Origin of the sequence: Rhizobium sullae, from assembly GCF_025200715.1 — a bacterium.
GTDB lineage: Bacteria > Pseudomonadota > Alphaproteobacteria > Rhizobiales > Rhizobiaceae > Rhizobium > Rhizobium sullae.
This window is the reverse complement of record NZ_CP104143.1, coordinates 1,996,427-2,010,773: the sequence shown is the minus strand read 5'-3', so window position 1 is coordinate 2,010,773 and position 14,347 is coordinate 1,996,427. Positions and strand designations below refer to the sequence as shown.

Annotated in this window: 19 protein-coding genes, 4 tRNA genes and 3 pseudogenes; 13 read left to right on the top strand and 13 right to left on the bottom strand. The window is 58.7% G+C overall.

The genetic code is table 11. The features are described 5' to 3' along the window. Nucleotides 1–21: 21 nt before the first annotated feature. Nucleotides 22–300 (top strand): annotated as a pseudogene (locus N2599_RS10255) (IS630 family transposase); the annotation flags it as partial. A gap of 15 nt (nt 301–315) precedes the next feature. On the opposite strand, the gene N2599_RS10250 reads toward N2599_RS10255, so the two are convergent. From N2599_RS10250 to N2599_RS10220, 7 genes are all read right to left on the bottom strand, one after another. Then, nucleotides 316–822: a hypothetical protein gene (locus N2599_RS10250; protein ID WP_027508603.1), complete on the bottom strand. Its 507-nt coding sequence runs from the start codon at nt 820–822 to the stop codon at nt 316–318. A 4-nt stretch (nt 823–826) separates the two neighbouring features. Beyond that, the gene (locus N2599_RS10245) at nt 827–1,600 is read right to left on the bottom strand and encodes an NAD kinase (RefSeq protein ID WP_027508604.1); all 774 of its coding nucleotides are present in this window, start codon (nt 1,598–1,600) and stop codon (nt 827–829) included. 122 nt (nt 1,601–1,722) lie between these two features. Further along, nucleotides 1,723–2,061: a hypothetical protein gene (locus N2599_RS10240; protein ID WP_156915216.1), complete on the bottom strand. Its 339-nt coding sequence runs from the start codon at nt 2,059–2,061 to the stop codon at nt 1,723–1,725. Nucleotides 2,062–2,070: 9 nt separating this feature from the next. Beyond that, on the bottom strand, nt 2,071–2,208 hold the full coding sequence (locus tag N2599_RS10235; RefSeq protein WP_156915217.1) for a hypothetical protein: 138 nt from the start codon (nt 2,206–2,208) through the stop codon (nt 2,071–2,073). Then, nucleotides 2,205–2,378, bottom strand: a complete 174-nt coding sequence (locus tag N2599_RS10230; RefSeq protein ID WP_165928152.1) for a hypothetical protein — start codon at nt 2,376–2,378, stop codon at nt 2,205–2,207. The genes N2599_RS10235 and N2599_RS10230 overlap by 4 nt, the downstream gene beginning before the upstream one ends. A gap of 324 nt (nt 2,379–2,702) precedes the next feature. After that, on the bottom strand, nt 2,703–2,909 hold the full coding sequence (locus N2599_RS10225; protein WP_027508606.1) for a hypothetical protein: 207 nt from the start codon (nt 2,907–2,909) through the stop codon (nt 2,703–2,705). Nucleotides 2,910–2,994: 85 nt separating this feature from the next. Further along, on the bottom strand, nt 2,995–3,255 hold the full coding sequence (locus tag N2599_RS10220) for a hypothetical protein (RefSeq protein WP_027508607.1): 261 nt from the start codon (nt 3,253–3,255) through the stop codon (nt 2,995–2,997). A gap of 192 nt (nt 3,256–3,447) precedes the next feature. On the opposite strand from N2599_RS10220, the gene N2599_RS10215 reads away from it, so the two are divergent. After that, complete coding sequence (locus N2599_RS10215; RefSeq protein ID WP_087005371.1) at nt 3,448–3,621, top strand: hypothetical protein; 174 nt, start codon at nt 3,448–3,450, stop codon at nt 3,619–3,621. Nucleotides 3,622–4,668: 1,047 nt separating this feature from the next. Here N2599_RS10215 and N2599_RS10210 read toward each other — a convergent pair. Then, nucleotides 4,669–5,579: pseudogene (locus N2599_RS10210) on the bottom strand (nucleotidyltransferase and HEPN domain-containing protein). A 458-nt stretch (nt 5,580–6,037) separates the two neighbouring features. Continuing rightward, nucleotides 6,038–6,505: a hypothetical protein gene (locus N2599_RS10205; RefSeq protein WP_156915218.1), complete on the bottom strand. Its 468-nt coding sequence runs from the start codon at nt 6,503–6,505 to the stop codon at nt 6,038–6,040. Between N2599_RS10205 and N2599_RS10200 the strand changes: the two genes are divergently transcribed. From N2599_RS10200 to N2599_RS10190, 3 genes are read left to right on the top strand one after another with little or no spacing between them, the layout of a single operon-like run. Beyond that, nucleotides 6,476–6,853 carry a PH domain-containing protein gene (locus N2599_RS10200; protein ID WP_027508609.1) on the top strand — a complete coding sequence of 126 codons (378 nt, stop codon included), beginning with the start codon at nt 6,476–6,478 and terminating at the stop codon, nt 6,851–6,853. The two genes, N2599_RS10205 and N2599_RS10200, sit on opposite strands and share 30 nt — an antisense overlap. A 16-nt stretch (nt 6,854–6,869) precedes the next feature. Continuing rightward, nucleotides 6,870–7,022 (top strand): hypothetical protein, encoded by a 153-nt coding sequence (locus N2599_RS10195; protein ID WP_156915219.1) that lies wholly within the window; start codon nt 6,870–6,872, stop codon nt 7,020–7,022. 7 nt (nt 7,023–7,029) lie between these two features. Beyond that, nucleotides 7,030–7,701, top strand: coding sequence for a hypothetical protein (locus N2599_RS10190; RefSeq protein WP_027508610.1), 672 nt, complete (start codon nt 7,030–7,032; stop codon nt 7,699–7,701). A gap of 163 nt (nt 7,702–7,864) precedes the next feature. Here N2599_RS10190 and N2599_RS10185 read toward each other — a convergent pair. After that, nucleotides 7,865–7,940: transfer RNA gene (locus tag N2599_RS10185), tRNA-Thr, on the bottom strand. A gap of 181 nt (nt 7,941–8,121) precedes the next feature. Here N2599_RS10185 and N2599_RS10180 point away from each other — a divergent pair. Next, nucleotides 8,122–8,448 carry a hypothetical protein gene (locus N2599_RS10180; RefSeq protein WP_037141094.1) on the top strand — a complete coding sequence of 109 codons (327 nt, stop codon included), beginning with the start codon at nt 8,122–8,124 and terminating at the stop codon, nt 8,446–8,448. 122 nt (nt 8,449–8,570) lie between these two features. Here N2599_RS10180 and N2599_RS10175 read toward each other — a convergent pair whose 3' ends face one another. Further along, a complete protein-coding gene (locus tag N2599_RS10175; protein WP_167333884.1) occupies nt 8,571–8,729 on the bottom strand; it encodes a hypothetical protein in 159 nt (52 codons plus the stop codon). A gap of 94 nt (nt 8,730–8,823) precedes the next feature. Next, nucleotides 8,824–9,714 carry a 23S rRNA (guanosine(2251)-2'-O)-methyltransferase RlmB gene (rlmB, locus tag N2599_RS10170; protein ID WP_027508611.1) on the bottom strand — a complete coding sequence of 297 codons (891 nt, stop codon included), beginning with the start codon at nt 9,712–9,714 and terminating at the stop codon, nt 8,824–8,826. 204 nt (nt 9,715–9,918) lie between these two features. Here rlmB and N2599_RS10165 point away from each other — a divergent pair. The 3 genes from N2599_RS10165 (at nt 9,919) to N2599_RS10155 (ending at nt 10,526) form a co-directional block, all read left to right on the top strand. Beyond that, nucleotides 9,919–10,003: transfer RNA gene (locus tag N2599_RS10165), tRNA-Tyr, on the top strand. A gap of 25 nt (nt 10,004–10,028) precedes the next feature. After that, nucleotides 10,029–10,102 (top strand) — tRNA-Gly (locus N2599_RS10160). A 121-nt stretch (nt 10,103–10,223) separates the two neighbouring features. Then, nucleotides 10,224–10,526, top strand: a complete 303-nt coding sequence (locus N2599_RS10155; protein WP_027508612.1) for a hypothetical protein — start codon at nt 10,224–10,226, stop codon at nt 10,524–10,526. A 68-nt stretch (nt 10,527–10,594) separates the two neighbouring features. Here N2599_RS10155 and N2599_RS10150 read toward each other — a convergent pair whose 3' ends face one another. Then, complete coding sequence (locus N2599_RS10150; protein ID WP_027508613.1) at nt 10,595–11,104, bottom strand: hypothetical protein; 510 nt, start codon at nt 11,102–11,104, stop codon at nt 10,595–10,597. A gap of 254 nt (nt 11,105–11,358) precedes the next feature. Here N2599_RS10150 and tuf point away from each other — a divergent pair, with 254 nt between their 5' ends. The 4 genes and pseudogenes from tuf (at nt 11,359) to N2599_RS10130 (ending at nt 14,275) form a co-directional block, all read left to right on the top strand. Next, nucleotides 11,359–12,534, top strand: coding sequence for an elongation factor Tu (gene tuf, locus N2599_RS10145; RefSeq protein WP_027508614.1), 1,176 nt, complete (start codon nt 11,359–11,361; stop codon nt 12,532–12,534). 234 nt (nt 12,535–12,768) lie between these two features. Beyond that, nucleotides 12,769–13,060: pseudogene (locus tag N2599_RS10140) on the top strand (HigA family addiction module antitoxin); the annotation flags it as partial. Nucleotides 13,061–13,164: 104 nt separating this feature from the next. Beyond that, on the top strand, nt 13,165–14,058 hold the full coding sequence (locus N2599_RS10135; protein ID WP_027513635.1) for an NAD-dependent epimerase/dehydratase family protein: 894 nt from the start codon (nt 13,165–13,167) through the stop codon (nt 14,056–14,058). Nucleotides 14,059–14,199: 141 nt separating this feature from the next. Beyond that, a tRNA-Trp gene (locus tag N2599_RS10130) sits at nt 14,200–14,275 on the top strand. The last annotated feature ends 72 nt before the right edge of the window (nt 14,276–14,347 follow it).

The window sequence follows — 14,347 nt, the reverse complement described above, 5'->3', positions numbered from 1 at the left end:
TCATTGAAACGAGCGGTTGTGGCTGCGCTGGACATCGCGACGGGCGCAGTCATCGGAAAATGCTACAAACGCTGTCGTGCGACCGAGTTCTTCGACTTTCCCAAGCGCATCCACGCAGCTGTTTCCGGAGGGCCGGACGTGCATCATGCCACCGAATTGGAGGCCGACATTGCCGCCTTCATCGAGGCCTACAACGAAAACCCGAAACCCTGCAAATGAGTCAAATCCGCAGACGAGATCCTCGCTTCCGTAAAACGGTTCTGCCGGCGAACGCAGCAAGTCTTATGCCGCGAACTTTAGATTCAGGTGACTAATCTAGTTCGTCGACTTCTCGATCTTGATCTCGCCGAGTTCGTCGATCAGCACGGTCCAGCCCTCGGCTTCGGCGTTCGGATCGGTCTTCAGGTAGACGGTGGCGAAGAGGCCAGGCTGCTGAGCCATGCCCGTGGAACCTTCCGGACGGATGTCGGTGACATAGGGCTTCAGCGGCGTGAACTCGTGCAGCTCGACGCTGGAGACGATCTCCGGGCCGCTCTCGGCCTGCGCGATCTGCTGCAGATAGATTTTCGAGGTCCTGTCCGGCTGGCGGACGGCAAAGAGCTTGTAATAGCCGCGGCGCGGCTGAGGTTCCGCCTTTCCTGGATCGTCGCCGCCGGGTGCACGTTCGATGGCAATATCCGCGCGGCTTTCTTCCCAATAGCCGGTGCTGGTTGCGAAGATCACAGCGGGCGGAAGGATGGTGTCGCCCGGCGAAGCGGCCTTCGCAAGGTCTGCCGGGCCGGTGAAGAGCATTGCGGCGAGGAGAGCGGTTCGAAGCTGCATGGCCTCAATCCTCGAATTGTTCGGCAAGGATGCGATCCGACCAGGAGCGGTCCGGATCGGAAAGGATCCGCGCCGTCATGTGCTCCGACTGGCCGATGCGGATATGCAGCACTGACTTCACCTCGGCGTTGTCGGCAACCGCATTCACCGGGCGTTTTTCGGCCTCGAGAATATGGATGTCGACCGTCACCTTGTTCGGCAACAGCGCGCCGCGCCAGCGCCGCGGACGGAAGGCGCTGACTGGCGTCATGGCAAGCAGCGGCGCTTCGAGCGGCAGAATTGGGCCGTGGGCCGAAAGATTGTAGGCGGTGGAGCCTGCGGGCGTTGCCACCATCAGGCCGTCGCAAATCAGTTCCGCGAGGCGCACATGCCCGTCGACCTCGACGCGCAGCTTGGCGGCCTGATAGGACTGGCGGAAGAGCGAAACCTCGTTGATGGCGAGCGCGGTGGAATTGGTGCCGTCCGCATTGGCCGTCGTCATCTGCAAAGGATGGAAGGCATTTTCGACGGCCGAGCAGATGCGGTCGTGCAGTTTCTTGGTGCGGTAGTCATTCATCAGGAAACCGACGGAGCCGCGGTTCATGCCATAGACGAGCTTGCCGGAATTCATTGTGCCGTGCAGCGTCTGCAGCATGAAGCCGTCGCCTCCGAGCGCCACGATGACATCGGCTTCCTCGGCGGGGACATCCCCATAAAGGCGAATCAACTCCTCCCGCGCAGCAAGCGCCTCCGTTGCCGATGAAGCGAGGAAACAAAGTGTCTGAAATGAACGGCCCATGCGATGCCCTTTATGATCTTCGCCTAGCTAAAGGATAAAGGGCTTCTGCGACAAGGTTTTTTGCGCGCAAGCAAATAGCTCCGCCTGCGCTGCGCGCGCCGCCGGAGAGACGATGGAGACCGCTATTTCTGTTCTCTCGTGCCCGGCGCTGCTTCGCGCTGATCCTGGTCTTCCAGGTCGGATTCGACGATGTAGGCGTCGCCGTGCAGGCGCGCGTGTTCCTTCACGGCGGACTGTTTCGCGCGTTCATCGGGCTCGATTTCCCCTGCGCGCTGGTCCCGCGCTCGATTGACGTCCTCGGGCTTGATGTCCAGCGAGCCTTCGTGCAGATGGCCCATGCCGGATGCCAGCCCGCGCGCGGCCCGCGATTTGGCCTCCTCGCGGCGCTGCGCAGCGGCCGCAGAGTCCGAGCAGCGCGCATCATCGGTGCCCGAATCAAATCTCTTGTCCTGAGCAGCCATCTCGACCTCCTACTGTGACTGGTCGATCGCGTGAGGCGAGGGCCGGCCGGGCGTTTCGGTCGGCTGGAAATAGCCGGCGCTCTCGGCGGCGAGGACTGCGGCAAGCGCCAGAGCAACGGCGACGCCCCAAGCGAACCGGCGGTTCATCGCGATGCCTCGTGCGGCGGTTTCTCGTAGAGTTTCCGCACCTTGCGGTCCTGCGCGTCCTGCTCACTGTGCGAGAGTTTGCGGTTTGTGAGCATGCCATAGGCGATCGCGCAGCCGAGAAGGAAGGCGCCGCCGGCGATAGCGAAGAGCCAAAGATAATCTGCAACCATGCTTTGATCCTCCTTTGATGATTCGAACCGGCGGAGGACGGATTTGTTCCGTTCCGGCAAAAGCACGCAATAATGTAGATCTGAGGGAGGGTGGAGGGTGGATAGTGGTCGGCGCTTCGGATCGGTGAGCTGCAACGGGCATGCTTGCCTCCAAGGTAGGATGTTTGTGGTTAAGCGACCCTCACTTTGACTTTGCCACAGCGCTGATTGCTATCCACCCCTCCTCATAGGATCTACCCAATTTCGAAGAAGCAGGCCGACCGGTTGCCGACAGGCAGGATCAATCTTCGACTGCAGATTTTCAGGAAACGCAAAAAAAGGCCGTCAGGCGCTCCGGCGCGAGGACGTCGCGTAGCGATCCGACGCCCGTTCGATGCTGTCGAGTGTATTCATGAGATCGACCATATCGCAGGCTTCCGCCCACTGCATGCCGCAGATCGGGATACCGTCCAAAGCGGCCGGCTGCATTGTCATTCCATCAACAACAAGCCAGCGATCATCGGCTTCATGCCGGAGATTGTACCGTCGCATCACCTCTCTCCCGCGGCGACCATACCATATTTTAGCATGAGCGCGAACGCGTTGGTCAAGCGGCGGAATAACACGTGCGCCGGGGTCAGTGCACGGATGGCTCACTGTCGTCCAGGAACGACCGAATGCCGTCGCGCGCAACTGTCGCCAGGAATTCGTCGAACGCCTCGCGATCGGTCGCAAAAGGCTCGTCCCAGCGGATCAGGTCCTCATCCTGCGTCACGACCTCCATCGACCAGTCCTCATTGGAACCGGCCGTCCGGAAGATGTCGACGAGTACGGTAACGTCGTCCTCTGTGAATTCGCCGGCGAGTTCCGAATGTTCGAGTTTCGGCTTCTTGGGCATTCGATATCGCAATCCATAATTGTCAAAGCGCGCACGAGCGGGATACTTTCAAGTGCGCCTGGTGGATTTGTCAAGGAAACAGCCATGCAAAAGCAATACCGCGCGCGGTTGCGCCGGGCTCCCCGCAAAGGCGGAACTCTCTTGGCCGCGTGTCGTTGTTCCCCTGTCACCACCATCCAATGGAGCGACAAAATGAGCAAGACAGACGTCAAAAAACTAGTGAAGCGGGCCGAACGCCAGGTCGAAAATACCAGCGCCGGCGGCCATCTAGGCGGCACCTATTTCGGCCAGCAGCCCGACGGGAAGACGGCGTCATCAACCAACAACGAGGCCCGGAAGTCGCGGTCGAACGACGGCAGCAACTGAGAAGTAGGCTGGAAGCCTGTTCTCGGCGGACGATGCGATCGGGAGCGTCCGGGGGTCCGGGCGCAAGCTCTACGTGAGGATCGACAAATCTACTGGCCGCTTCAAAGAGAAAGAGCTGTTGACGAAAGGGGCGATCTTCGAATGACGCGAATGGCCTGTTCGAGATTACTTAAATAGCGGCTGCAGAATGGTTCCGAAATCTGGTGGCTGTAGGCCTGCGATCCCGCGCAGCACGTTTGCCAATTCATAGGCTCTCTTGCCAATCGTAAGCGGTGCATTGACCCCGTCTGGCGCGAATAGACCCTCGGCTTAGCCGTCGCTAGATGGGGTTGTTTCATCGCTTACCTTCAATGTGTTCTCTGTACCATCGGAAAGAAGGTGTGGTCGTGAAGCTGAGAGACGATCTGATGTCGGCCTTGCGCTATGGCGTGATGATGCTGCTGAATTCAAGGCAGCACGCCCGACGAAGCGGCGGTCCGATGCGCTCGCTGGCTTTCGATGATCCGGGAGCCGTTACGACTCCTTCATCTTCCAATGGAAAATCTCAACGCTTCCTGGCCCTACCCATGTCACTTTCCCACTTCCGTTCCCGCCGCACGCTGAGCATTGCCAACGAACATAGGCGCCGACAGGATCGGGAGGGACGAAAAAGTGACTGCCCGCATGTTTGACAACCGAATCGAGCATCAGCCGATCGACATATTGCAAACAGTCGGCGCTCCCGCATTTTGGGCATTTTGTCTGGTCGGGCATGACAAGCCTCGCTGACACTCACTCGATCGGAGAATGTAATGCAATTCGCCAACGCTGTAACCGTGACGGAAGTGTGCCGGATCGAATTCGTACAACGGCTGTCCCGGCCGTGTCATCGGTGAACCGTCGAAGGCAAAGTTTAACGATCCGGCCGGCCGACTCATCGAAGACATTGAGCCGAGACGATCACACGGGAGCTCGGCGGCACCCCGACGTGTACCAGAAGGCGGAGAGGGTGGAATTCGCTCCTAACAGCCATGCCGCATTTCGAGTGTGGTGCGCAGATTTTGGCCGTCAGTTGGCGGCGCTTGCCCGCTCCAGTTCGGAAAGACGCTCCTTACAAATCGCCGCGACAATCTGATGCAAGTGTTCTGTCCGCTCAAGTAGCCAGCCAAGCGCCTCGTCGGTGATCTCGAAGTGCTTCGAGTAGCGCGCCTTGACATAGGCTTCGTTGAGAATGTTGTACCAGGCGGTATAGCGGTGCTGGTCGCGCGGCCATGCGTCGATCAGCCGGCGGTCCTGATCTTCAGCCAGCCCGCGCAGGAATTTCAGATTGTGCGATGGCGGGCTGTAGTTGGTCAGGGTGAGAAGCAAAGCGGAGTACGCCGACTCGACGGACTGGTGTAGTTCGAATGCCGCGTGGCTGAGTTGGTCTTTCCCAAGCAGATACTGAGTGGTATCCAGAAAGCTCAATGCTGAGGGAAACTTGTTCGCGAAATGCTCCTTCGCCACCCTATAGGAATCGAGAGCGGAGAGTTTTCTCGGTTCGGCCAACGGCCGGTCGTCGAGCTCGTAGAGCACGATGCCCTCGCGCAGGATGTCGACGAAGAAATACTGGCCGTCGGCGAGGAAGTTGTTCACCTCCCTGGCGCCATGGACGATCAGCCCGACCGGCGTCTTCACATCCCTATCCCACATCAGCCGGTCGGCGCTTTCTCCCAGTATTGTGGCTCCGCCAGCTGTTTGGAATTGACGAGCACCAGGATGTCGTAGTCGGAGCGGTAGCCCTTCATCGTGTGCGGCTCGTCGACCCAGGTGCCGCGGCTATACGAACCGAAGAGCAAAATCTTTAAGATCCGGCCGCGCTTCTTGAAGGCGGCAGATGTGCCTGACAGCGCATCGGCGAACTCCTCATGGATGATCGCAACGACGCGGGCAAGCTCGCGCTGCTTTTCTTCCGGCAGATGTTCCAGGGACGATCGCATGGGTCCATCGATAGGCCAAAGACGATTCGCCGTCTACTACTGGAAACTGTAGGAACTGCGGCGGCTTGCAAGCCGACGAAATCTCCCGCGGCTACGGGGAGTGGGATGGTTTCTTGTATTTTTTTTGGGGGGCAAGCTGAAGCCAAAGCACGTCCGCCGATCTCGGAATCGGAATTGTGCTGACAGCGGTCGCTCGCGACCCCCGCGAGAGTTTTCTCGGACCGTTCGTCGGCTCCGATGACTTTTCTGCGCCGCATTTTACCCGCCGGAGCGACGGAATCGAGGGAGTTTCATCCGCGCCGCTTGCGTGTTTAACGATGAGGCGAAACTGGAGTGTGCGGCAATCTAGCCTCGTTCAACGGCGCGCCGCAAAAAAGAGAACAGAAAATGAAGAAGCTACTAGCGTCATTCGTAGCGATAAACGGGTTTCTCGTTTGGAGACTTCGGAAAACCAGGAATTAGGCTGCGGCGGCTGTCCCTTGTTCCAGCATGCGGATGCGCACTTCCAATTGCTCGATCCGCTGATCACTGGCGAGTTGTTCCGCTGCACGTCGCTCTTTTTGCCTTGCATCGGCGACCAACTCCAAGAATGAGACGATCGCCGTAACCATTGCCGAGGCCATTGCGCACCCAAAGGCGAGCTGTTTTGCGCTGATAGAGACGTCGCCATAAAATGCAACTGACATAATCGACGCGGTAGTCCCAAACGCCGCAATAGGAAGCGCCACCAGCTTATAAGCTTTGTACTTGTCCGTATATTTTTCCCACATCAATGTAATCCCCAGTTGCTGCGCCCCGAATACAGGAGTCAACGGCAACCGAGAGGAATGGTTGGTGATAGAGACAGAGAAACGGTATCGATAGGAGATATTTTCAGAAGCGATGGGGTGTACGACATGGGATTGTTTGACGGGTTTCTTGGTCATGGTTCAAAGGTCGATCCGACCGAGCTCAACAAGCGTTTGAATGGCGTCTTGATCGAAGGCGAGCAGCCCCAACTGGCGTTCAAGATTATCCGCGATTTCTTTGTCTTCACGCAGTGGCGCCTCATTCTGGTGGACATTCAGGGGATCACCGGTAGCAAAGTCGACTACATGTCAGTGCCCTATAAGGCGATAACCCGTTTTTCGGTAGAAACTGCGGGCACGTTCGACCTGGAATCGGAACTCAAGATTTGGGTCTCCGGAACATCCGATCCCATCCAAAAAACCCTTAAGAAGGGCACGGATGTTCGCGGCATTCAGCGCGCACTGGCCACCGCTATTTTTCGCTAGTCGAGCGGGGAGGCGGATGATCAAGCGCATTGGAATGTGGGCTGCTTTCGCCATTGCAGCAGTCGTCGTCGCCGTCCAGAAGCAATTCAACATTCCCGATTACGTCATCGGGCTGGGTGTCCTGACTGTCGTGCTTCTCTGGATAGGAAAGCAGGCTACAGGCGCTTGAGGAGCGAGTGGTCCGCAAGGAATACAGCGGCATCATCGCGGCCTTAGGGGGCGAACGTCACAAGCCGGAGCATAAACAGCCGGCATCTCTCGCGGCGGGCCGCGCTATTGCATCATGGATCACTCCAGCGCACGAAATCCTGTTCGACGATTTCCGCTGGTTCGCCGCCCTCCTGAATATGCAACTCACGGATCCTTGGGCCATTGAAGAGCTGAACGACACGAGCATTCGAGGTTTCGAAGGGCAGGAGTTCGGTCGGCGATATCAAGTCTGGTACAACGCCTGCAAGGTCGGCACCATGCAAGTGATGATGAGCTTCGACGGGATGCTGAAGCGGAACAATTTCTCCGAGAACAGGTCGGCGAGGGTAAAGCTCGATCTGGACTATCTCCGGTTCATCCCATGTATCGACGCTGGCTCCCTAATCTACCAAATCGTGTTGATGGTAAGCGACTTCGACTTCACGAACGGCGACGCCTCCCGCGCAAAAGCGCGGGCCACCGCAGCGGACGCTCTCGGCGGCTATCTGTGGGAAGCCGTCAGGGAGCCGGAGTTCGATCCGTCGTTCGACTTCTCCATTGACGGCTCCTGTGACCTTCTCCGGCACGTGGTCGATGACTGGAAGAAGCAGGGCATCGATCCGATGGTGAAGTGGGGCGGCGACCGAGAGAAGGCCTGATCGGTCTGACCGCGATCATCAAACGAAGCGAAAAGCGGATTTGACGACCGGCAGTGGCTGCGTTTGCGATTCGGGCCGCGCCAAAAAATGCGCCAAAATTTGCAAATCGATGTAGCCGGCTAACATGCCGTTTTCTTTAGTATATTGATTTTATTGAGGATTATGGTGCCCCCGGCAGGGTTCGAACCCGCGACCCCCTGATTACAAATCAGGTGCTCTACCAACTGAGCTACAAGGGCAATGCGTGCCAACTAGCAGATTCTTCCCGGGTGTAAAGGGAAAATCCAGCCCGGGCGCGATTTCGTGATCGATCATAACCCAATCGCTCTCCATTTCATGAACAAAAGCTGAAGTACCGATTCAGGAGAAGTTCAGGGCAGGAGGAGCAGATTTCGCTCACAGTCATCAAGGAGGTGAGCCATGAGAATTGTCCATTTTGCTGTTGCAGCGCTTCTCTCGGTCGGCTCGGCCGCCGTTGCCGGTGAGCCCGTGGTTGCCGCTCCCGTCTATACACCGGTTGCTTCCGTCGAAAAGAGCGACGTCGTGAAGGTGCATTACCGGGATCATCACCGCCATTGGCGTCATTCGTGGCGGCATGAACGTCGTGACTGGCGCCACGATCCGTATGCCTATGAGCGCAGCTATTACTACCGGCCCTGGCGCGCCGAACGGCGATGGAGGGAACGCCATTATTGGCGTCATCACCACCGACCGCACCATTACCTGCAATTCCGCATCGATCTGTGATCGTCCGCTGGGCTTCGTCTGACCGGCACTCAAAAAGGCGGCATCATCGGGATACCGGGAGTGGGCCGCCGGTGCGGACGTCGATCAGCAAACGCGATGCCGCCGCGTGCGATTCCCGGCGGCTATTGCGCAGGCGGTGTCGGTGTGGGTGCCGGCGTTGTCGGCGCCAGGGGATCCGGCTGGCGCGTCGGCTGGGTGGGATCGACCCATATTATACTGAGAACGATGGCGACGAAGACCGCGATGAACAGGATGCCGAACAGGAGGGGCCGGATTGCCATGCCGGATATTTTCCTTCTCTCTTGCTGTTGCTCTCTTTGCTGCTGCGCTCAAGCGGCTCTTAGGGCCGCCATTCGTTCATTTTGAGACGCCTGCTTATTTCTTCAGGTGAAGCCGGGCGGCATACATCGCGATCGCAGCCGCATTCGAGACGTTGAGCGATTTGATCGCGCCTGGCATGTCGAGCCGCGCTAGCGCGCTGACGGTCTCCCGCGTCTTCTGCCTGAGGCCCTTGCCTTCGGAGCCGAGAACGAGCGCAACCTTTTCGCCTGAGAACGTGCCCTCGATCGGCGCTGGCCCTTCTGAATCGAGGCCGATCGAGAAGAAGCCGAGCCGGTGCAATTCACCGAGCGCGTCGGCAAGATTGGTGATCTGTATATAAGGAATGAGTTCGAGCGCGCCGGAAGCCGATTTCGCAAGCACTCCCGATTCGGTCGGGCTATGTCTCTGCGTGGTGATGACGGCGCCGGCATTGAAGGCGACGGCTGAGCGCATGATGGCGCCGACATTGTGCGGATCGGTGACCTGGTCGAGCACGAGGAGCAACGGGCTGTCCTTCAGCGCCTCCAGACGCCGGACGGGCAGGGGGCGGGTTTCCAGCATCACGCCCTGGTGGATCGCCTCGGGGCCGAGCACCTTGTCGATATCCTGCGGTGAGACGATCTCGACGGGAATGCCGAGCCGTTCGGCATCGATTTCGAGGCGTGCAAGCGCATTCTGCGTCGCACTCAGCCTGACGTTTTTCCGCTCGGGGTTTTCAAGTGCTGCGCGCACGGTGTGCAGGCCGTAGAGATGGACCTGGTCGGCCGCGAGTGCCGGCGGTTTCCAGTCGTCGCCGCCGCGTTTGCGCTTCTGCGGATGCGGCGTCGGGATTTCGCCGCGCTCGCGCTTGGCATCGCGATGGGCGCGCCGCAGAGTGGCGTAATGCGTGTCCTTGGGGGACTTGTCGGTTGCGGACTTGCCGCCGGATTTGTTGTCTTTGCTCATGCGGCTTTATAACGGTAGCACTTCACCGCGCATAGGGTTTCTTTGCCGGCGGCGGCTTTCAACAGGCGATGAAGTTTTTCGTATTTTTTCTATTGTCTTCATGTTGACATGGGCAAATGCTCCGGTCATATACGCGGCGCAGATCGAGGGGCGGCAACGCTCCTGGGTCTTCGAGCTTGGTTCTTACGATCCAGACGAAAAACTGGAGAGATGCCCGAGTGGTTAAAGGGGACGGACTGTAAATCCGTTGGCTCAGCCTACGTTGGTTCAAATCCAACTCTCTCCACCATTCGTCACTTGGATCGGACCACCCCGCGGGTATAGCTCAATGGTAGAGCAGCAGCCTTCCAAGCTGAATACGCGGGTTCGATTCCCGCTACCCGCTCCAGCTCTCAGAGATTTAAGCATTGCGTCCGACCGGCGCGTTGGCCGCACGCATTCAAAGGCGTGAAATTTCCGTTTGAATGCCGTGGGCACTGCTGCTTAACATGGCCCTCATGAGAGGTCCTATGCGAAACCTGATATTAGCCGCCTTATTCTTGCTTCCCTCGGCAGCCTTTGCTGCCCAGACCTTTGAAGTCAAAGCCCGCGATCACAGCTGCAGCGCGCTTGCGCAGATCATCCGGCAAAACAAAGCGGTATTCGTGCGAATCGGCATCGGAGGCCGCAGCTTCCGTTACCCGCCGGCCAGCTGCAGGCTGGGTGACAAGCGCTCGACGACCAGTTTGCGGGATGCCGGAGGAAGGCTCTGCGTCCTCGATTACGCCTGCGTCTATGATCCGGACTCTTTTTATAACAAGATTCCGAATTAGGACTTGGAGCTAAGCCAAGGTAAGCCATGCAACTTCGCCACCTGACGCGGTCTTCACCTCCGGTCCAATCAGCCCCATAAAAGGACGAAGGGCGAGGCGAGGGCGACGATCGCGGCGATGATCCACCTTGCCTGCCCGTAGGAACGGAGTTCCGCCACGGAAAGCCATTTGCGGAAGACGAAGAAGCCGATCGCGATGACGGCGCTGTAGATGAGCGCGCGAACGAAGATCGTCCAGCCTCCGCCGAAAAGGCCGATCGCTAGGCCGAAGCCCGTCAGCGCTCCGAGAATGCCGTATCCGACATCGAACATCAGCGTTGTGGTCGTGGACAGGGGCGTCAGTATCCTGGGAAATGCGATCGCAAGGGCAGCCGTCAGAAGCCATATGCTGACGAGCGCCTGCAGCGTCGACGAACTGGTAATGGACGTGGCGACAGCCGTAAGGCGCTCCGGCGTCGACAGATGCACGATCTGGGCCACCCAGTCGATTGCGCCCGCCATTATCCAGAGTACGAATGCGCAGGCAGCAAAGATCAGAAAGTTGCCAGCCGATCGTTTTGCAATTTCTGCCGGTTCCATTCTTCCCCCCTAGGAATCGCGCTTCAGCAGCGCCAAGACGGCATAATATCATATGCACGGGCGGCTGTGCCCCTGTTCGGAAATATGCTGGTTTTGCCGGCTGATATTGCCGATTGACGATCCGTTCCCATATGCGGTTCCAGGCCTGGAATGGCGTTCACAATTAGGTCTTGCGCAATCCCGCCGAAAGCCTTAAACGGCGGCACTAAACCGGTTCGCCGGGGTCACCCATTTCGTTCACAGGAAGCATTCAAATGGCAAAGAGTAAGTTTGAGCGCAACAAGCCGCACGTTAACATCGGCACGATCGGCCACGTTGACCACGGCAAGACGTCTCTGACGGCGGCGATCACGAAGTATTTCGGCGAATACAAGGCGTATGACCAGATCGACGCTGCACCGGAAGAAAAGGCCCGCGGCATCACGATCTCGACGGCGCACGTCGAATACGAGACGGCTGCCCGCCACTACGCGCACGTCGACTGCCCCGGTCACGCCGACTACGTGAAGAACATGATCACCGGTGCGGCGCAGATGGACGGTGCGATCCTGGTGTGCTCGGCTGCTGACGGCCCGATGCCGCAGACCCGCGAACACATCCTGCTCGCCCGCCAGGTCGGCGTTCCGGCGATCGTCGTGTTCCTGAACAAGGTCGACCAGGTTGACGACGCCGAGCTTCTCGAGCTCGTCGAGCTGGAAGTGCGCGAACTTCTGTCGTCCTACGACTTCCCGGGCGACGACATCCCGGTGGTCAAGGGTTCGGCGCTGGCCGCACTTGAAGATTCCGACAAGACGATCGGCGAAGACGCGATCCGCGAGCTGATGGCCCAGGTCGACGCCTACATCCCGACGCCGGAGCGTCCGATCGACCAGCCGTTCCTGATGCCGATCGAAGACGTGTTCTCGATCTCGGGCCGCGGCACGGTCGTCACCGGTCGCGTCGAGCGCGGCATCGTCAAGGTTGGCGAGGAAGTCGAAATCGTCGGCATCCGCCCGACCTCGAAGACGACGGTGACCGGCGTTGAAATGTTCCGCAAGCTGCTCGACCAGGGCCAGGCCGGCGACAACATCGGCGCGCTGATCCGCGGCGTGAACCGTGACGGCGTCGAGCGCGGCCAGATTCTGTGCAAGCCGGGTTCGGTGAAGCCGCACAAGAAGTTCAAGGCCGAAGCCTACATCCTGACGAAGGAAGAAGGCGGCCGTCATACGCCGTTCTTCACGAACTACCGCCCGCAGTTCTACTTCCGCACGACGGACGTGACGGGCATCGTGACGCTGCCGGAAGGCACGGAAATGGTGATGCCGGGCGATAACGTCACGGTTGACGTCGAGCTGATCGTGCCGATCGCCATGGAAGAAAAGCTGCGCTTTGCCATCCGCGAAGGCGGCCGCACCGTCGGCGCCGGCATCGTCGCCAGCATCGTCGAGTAATCTTCGGATTAGCTTGGATTGGAGAAGCCCCGCTGGAAACGGCGGGGCTTTTTGTTGTGGTGCGCCAGGCATGGGCGCATTCTTGTGGGTGCAAGTCCCACCGTAAGCTGGTCATAGCGAGCGAAGAGAAGCGCAACTGCGGTAGGGTGAGCGACCGTGGGAAGGAAGCGTGGGCAGGACGATCTTCCGGGGACTGACGGCGAGGGGAGGACCGTAAGCATGGAGGCTTTGGTTATGTCCATCAGCAAATCGCCCGCCATTCATCCCGGTGAAATTCTCAGAGAAATCTATATGGAGCCTTTGGATCTGACGCCCTATTCTCTCGCGAAGAAACACGGTGTTCTCCGAACCAGAATCGAGAGGATCGTCTCGGAATAAAATCGGAATCAGTACCGATACCGCGCTCCGGCTCGCCAAGTTCTTCAAGACTTCGCCCGAGTTCTGGATGAACCTCCAGGTGGCTTACGACATCAAGACTCCAGCGCTGAAAGAGGCGCTTTCCGCCATCGCGGAAGTGGAAGCCGCATGGGCGGAATTGAGCCGTGACTTGAGAATAGCGGCGCCTTCACCTTGCACCCTGTTGCGGAGCCTTTATCTATTTCTTCGATTTCATGACGCGGAGGAGATTTCATGAAGAAGCGCATTCTTTTTACGGGCGGCTCGGGCAAGGCGGGGCGCCATGTCGTGCCGTGGCTGGTGAATGCCGGCTATGAGGTCCACAACGTCGATCTCGTGTCGCTCGACAGCCCCGGCGTCACCAACCTGATTGCCGACATCACCGACAGCGGCCAGGTTTTCAACGCGCTGTCCATGCATCGCGATTTTCCCGATCTGGAGACGGGCAAGGGCGTCCAGGGCTTCGACGCTGTCGTGCATTTCGCTGCGATTCCGCGCATTCTTATCAAGTCGGACAACGAGACGTTCCGCGTCAACACGATGGGTACTTACAACGTCCTCGAGGCGGCGGTGAAGCTTGGCGTCCGGAAAATCATCCTCGCGTCAAGCGAGACCACCTATGGCGTCTGCTTCGCCGAGGGGCAGAAGGATTTTCATCAGTTTCCGCTGGAGGAGGACTATGACGTCGATCCGATGGACAGCTACGGCCTGTCGAAGGTGCTGAACGAAAAGACGGCGCGCGCCTTCGCCGAGCGCTCCGGTGCCGATATCTACGCGTTGCGGATCGGAAATGTCATCGAGCCGCATGAATATGACAGGTTTCCCAGCTTTATCGCCCATCCGGAGACGCGCCGGCGCAACGCCTGGAACTACGTCGATGCCCGCGACCTCGGGCAGATCGTCCATCTGTGCATCGAAAAGAGCGGATTGGGTTTCCGGGTCTTCAATGCCGTGAACGACACCGTGACCGCCAACATTCCCTCCAAGGAACTCGCCAAACGCTTCTTCCCCAACGTGCCCTTCACCCGCGAGATCGGCGAATATGAGGGCCTGCTCTCCAACCGCACTATCCGCGAGGTCCTAGGTTTCAAGGAAGAGCACGACTGGCGCAAATATGTGAAGGTCTGATCGTAGCCTATGCCGGGCGACGGCGGATTGGGAAAAATCGAAAATCGCACTTGCATATCCCGTGCCGCCGTCTTAAAGGAGCGCCATGCTTGCAGGAAGCGCTTCGACCCTCAAGGTCAACGGGCTGAATGTAAAGCATAAAGGGGTATAGCTCAGTTGGTAGAGCGGCGGTCTCCAAAACCGCAGGTCGTAGGTTCGAGCCCTGCTGCCCCTGCCATCCTCTTCGAACGGAAAGCGCGAACGTTCTTGCAGCGTTTCGTTGGGGAGGGTATATGGCAAATTTCGCTAA